The 3826-nt window shown below is 57.5% G+C and carries 2 protein-coding genes and 1 pseudogene; 1 reads left to right on the top strand and 2 read right to left on the bottom strand.

Annotated elements, in window-relative coordinates; genetic code table 11:
* Positions 1-415, top strand: a pseudogene (locus KMP13_RS12555) (transposase); the annotation flags it as partial.
* Between the two features lie 528 nt (positions 416-943).
* On the opposite strand, the gene KMP13_RS12550 reads toward KMP13_RS12555, so the two are convergent.
* Both KMP13_RS12550 and KMP13_RS12545 read right to left on the bottom strand, forming a co-directional pair.
* On the bottom strand, positions 944-2185 hold the full coding sequence (locus KMP13_RS12550; RefSeq protein WP_215266191.1) for an NAD(P)/FAD-dependent oxidoreductase: 1242 nt from the start codon (positions 2183-2185) through the stop codon (positions 944-946).
* A 4-nt stretch (positions 2186-2189) separates the two neighbouring features.
* The coding region (locus KMP13_RS12545) for a TRAP transporter permease (protein WP_215266190.1) at positions 2190-3826 on the bottom strand (1637 nt) is incomplete at its 5' end.

Here is a 3826-nt window from a genome sequence, read left to right as displayed (position 1 = left end):
AAGGGTTCTACGGAGACGATAGCCACCATCGCGGCCGGTCCCAAGCGCCTCGGTGCCCGCGTCGGCATGACCAGTGTGCTACATACCTGGGGTCCGGCGCTCACGCACCACCCCCATATCCACATAATCGTGCCCGGCGGGGGCCTGTCCCCGGACGGCTACCGGTGGGTCGTCTGCAAGCCGGGGTTCTTTCTCCATGTGCGGGTATTGTCGCGACTGTTCCGGCGCTTGTTTCTTGAAAGGCTCGCGGCTTTGCATCGCACTGGGCAACTGAAGTTCTTCGGCGACCTTGCTGGATTGCCAGAAGCCAACACCATTCGCCGAATGGTTGGCTCTGCTGCGCACGATCGACTGGGTCGTATATGCCAAGCCACCCTTTGGCGGACCGATGCGCATCGTTGGGACCTTCGGGCGCGGACAGAAGCCCCGAACCCGAGCGCCACCAAGAAAGCAGGCCGCATTATGAGCTGCACATCTTCTGCCCGTCCTTCCATCCGACGCTCAAAGTGCCGGTCAGAGATAGGCATTAGCTTAACCCAGTTTACTGGCGTGAGAGGACAGAAACCAACGCCTTAAGATCTACAAAAGTGTCCGCTAGAATGCCAAAGACCGCGCGGCCGAGCGATAGGATCCAGAAAACTCGACGAAACCGCAGCATAAACCAGAGGCAGACGCCTGTGCTTCCCACATAGCACAGTGCACGCATCTCGCGGCTTCAACCTTGTCAGATTTGTCAACGCGCGCCAGACCGCAAAGCCCAAACCTAACACACTGGCTTGAAACAAAAAAACTTAAACAACACCGGGTATTCACCGCGAGGGCGCCGACGACTGCTTTTCATGGGCAGTACCTGGTGTTCTTGAACGTTTGTGCCAAAAACGCGTGTCTTGCCAACAATGCAATTCCATGTGCGCTAGCCAGGCGACGCTTAAATTCACCATCCTTAAAACCGGTCGGATGCGAACGGAGACATATCGATATTGAGCGTCTTGCCAGTTGCAATGTCCGCCACAAGACGCCCTGTTTTTGGGGCCATCATTAACCCGTAGTGGCTGTGACCGAACGCTCCAATCAATCCGGGGTGGCCTGGGAATTCCTGAATGACAGGCAGGCTGTCAGGAAAGGACGGACGCACACCCATCCACGTTTTTGGGCTCTGATCTTTGAGGGAGGGCAACATCGCCTCCGCAGTGCGGCGCAACGCGGCAAGCCGTTTGGGGTTAGGCGGGGCGTCGATGCCTGCAAATTCTGCAATGCCCGCGATCCGCATACCCTCGTTCATAGTGCTGGCAACAGCATGGGCATCGGCATCCATCACTGAATTGTTCAAAATGACGTCGGCATCAGGGTACGATACATGATACCCACGTTCGGCTGCAAGGGGGACAGTGATATTCAACCGTCGCAGCAAGTCTGCCGACCACGCCCCAGCGGCCATGACAACCTTGTCAAAGGTATGAACCGCTATGTCGCTTTGAATTTGCCAAGCGCCGTCGTGTGCTTGCAAATCAACAACAGCCTCGCGTAAGATCGTCCCGCCCAGCGTTTCAATTTTACCGGCAAGTACTTCGCCGATGCGGCCTGGGTCACGCGCGCGCGCTTGTCCTTTTATCAAAATCGCGGCCTTGAAATCATGGGACAGAGCCGGTTCAAGATTACGTAAGTCAGCAGCGTTGATACGTTCAATGTCCGCACCTTTCTGGCTGCGCATTTGGTTGCCAAGGGACTGAACGCTGGCTGCGTTCCCGTTACGAAATGCGTGGACATACATTGCGTCCACCACAAGATCGTCGTGTCCCGTTCCCGCCAGAAGTTGGCGATAGAGCGACACGGTATCACCGCATAAGACGTGCATCGCGTCCGAGTTTGCCTTAGCTTTTTGAGCACGGCTCTCGTCTAGGAACTTTATCAACCACGGCAGATAACGCAGCCCGTGGCGCGGCGACACGCCTGCAGGGCCGCGGGGGCGCAGCAACATGCCCGGTATCTGTTTCCAAATGCCCGGCATGGCTTGCGGCACAACCGACCAAGGTGAAATGATCCCCGCATTTCCAAACGACGCTGCTTGACCGGGTGCATCGCGTTCGATCAAGGTCACTTTCTGGCCTGCTTCCAGCAGCGAAATTGCAGTGCAAATCCCCACAATTCCGCCGCCTATGATCCCGACACGTGTTACATCCGCCATTGGATTATGACACTGCCACGGGGTGACGTTTGCCGATGACCTGCGTGATAATCGCAGGGCTGGCTATGATTAGCGCCAATAGATCGGCTGGCAGCGACGGAGCAATAAACACAAGACCCGCAATTGCGCAAAGTACGCGGTTGAGTACACCCATCGGTACCAACAAAAACCCAACCACAGCCGCCGACAGCGACACAACACCCATGATGCAACTGGCCGCTGAATAAGTGAAGGTCCATAGATCGAACCCGGTTGAGGAGACGAACAACAAAACCGGGGCATAGACGAAAGCCATTGGTGCGACTACTTTGCCAAGGCCCAGAGTAAAGGCCGATATCCCAGTCTTGAACGGGGGCGAGTTGGCAATCGCCGCCGCCGCATATGCTGAGGTACAGACCGGCGGCGTGATTTCGGCAACGACACCGTAGTAGAGGACGAAAAGGTGGCTTGCGATTGGCGGTACGCCAAGCTGCGCCAACGCCGGTTGGGCAACGGATACGAGCATGATGTAAAGTGCTGTGGTTGGGATGCCTGCGCCCATGAGGATACAGGCGACTGCGATGAACACCAAAGACAGGAACAATTGCAGGTCTTCAACTTGGAACAACGCCCATTCTCCAAAGCTGAGAAAAGCGTAAAGGTCTGTCGCCAGATTACCAGCCCCTTGCGTGACCATGAACCCGATGCGGAAACCGATTCCGGTGGTATTGATCACGCCGACGACGATCCCGACAGCGGCTGAGGCGGCACCCACGGCCAGAGCATATTTCACGCCCAGCTCCATAGCGTCGGTCATCTCTGGCAGCTTCATACGCTCTTGCGGGTTCAGCGTGGCGAGGGCGGTGCCGCCCAGCAGAATCACGGCCGTGATCAACTCGAACCCGCCGCCCATGAACTTCCAGACGACAAAGGCAGCGAACGCGGCTGCATATGCCAGTGTCACAGGTTCACGCAGCCGCGACATTCCAGCGACCAGCGCCAGCGATATGCCGCAGAAGGCGGACATGTAAGGCGTGTAGCCCGAGAATAGCACCCAAAGCAGGCCAATCAAGGGGATGATATTGGCCCACCCCGCGCTCCAAACTGCGGCGAATTGGGGGAGTTGTTCTTTCGCCAAACCCTTCAGGCCCAGCTTGCGCGCCATCAGATGCACCACGGTGAATACGCCGACATAGTGCAGCAAGGCCGGGAAGATCGCGGCGATGACGATGGTGGTGTAGGGCAGCTCTAAGAACTCGGCCATGATAAAGGCCGCAGCGCCCATGATGGGTGGTGTGATCTGGCCCCCGGCTGACGCCGCAGCTTCGACCCCGCCCGCGAAATGGCCGGGATAGCCGAGACGTTTCATGTTCGGGATTGTCAACGCACCCGTGGACACGGTGTTGGCCACGGATGAGCCGGAGATCGTGCCGAAGAAAGCGGATGATACCACTGACACTTTCGCTGGCCCGCCGGTATAGCGCCCCGCAAGGATGCTGGCGTTGTCGATGAAGAGCTGTCCGAGTCCCGTGCGCTGCGCAATCACACCGAACAGGACAAAGTGGAACACGATGGTGGACACCACCCAAAGCGTGACGCCAAAGATGCCTTCTTGTGGGAAGTACATGGACGACACGAAGGTGCGGAATTTCACACCGGGGG

The sequence above is a fragment of the Epibacterium ulvae genome (assembly GCF_018678075.1).
GTDB lineage: Bacteria > Pseudomonadota > Alphaproteobacteria > Rhodobacterales > Rhodobacteraceae > Epibacterium > Epibacterium ulvae_A.
The sequence above is the reverse complement of the archived record's forward strand: the minus strand, read 5'-3'. Positions and strand labels throughout refer to the sequence as shown.

Coding starts and splice junctions, on each gene's coding strand:
- KMP13_RS12550 (WP_215266191.1), bottom strand. CDS start 2,185: ATGGCGGATGTAACACGTGTCGGGATCATAGGCGGCGGAATTGTGGGG.